The sequence below is a fragment of the Streptomyces sp. AC550_RSS872 genome, from assembly GCF_019049285.1.
Lineage (GTDB): Bacteria > Actinomycetota > Actinomycetes > Streptomycetales > Streptomycetaceae > Streptomyces.
Map to the genome: position 1 here is coordinate 1 of NZ_JAGMUL010000190.1, position 332 is coordinate 332.

The 332-nt window shown below is 73.8% G+C and carries 1 protein-coding gene; it reads right to left on the reverse strand.

The window, feature by feature from the left end; all coding sequences use genetic code 11:
- Positions 1–332 (reverse strand): acyltransferase domain-containing protein (locus KUM44_RS39870; RefSeq protein WP_217214659.1); only part of this gene is annotated, 332 nt, incomplete at both ends.

Here is a 332-nt window from a genome sequence, read left to right on the forward strand (position 1 = left end):
TCCGGCTCACCCGATACGACCACCGACGACGGCCCGTTCACGGCCGCGACCCCGACCCGGCCCTCGAACCGGGCCAGCCGCTCCTCCGCATCGACGACCGGCAGGGACACGGACACCATCCCGCCCCGCCCGGACAACTTCTCCAGCACCAGACGCGACCGCACCGCGACCACGCGGGCCCCGTCCTCCAGGGACAGCCCGCCGGCCACACACGCAGCGGCGACCTCGCCCTGCGAGTGACCCACCACCGCGGCCGGCTCCACACCGAACGACCGCCACAACGCGGCCAGCGACACCATCACCGCCCACAGCACCGGCTGCACCACATCGAC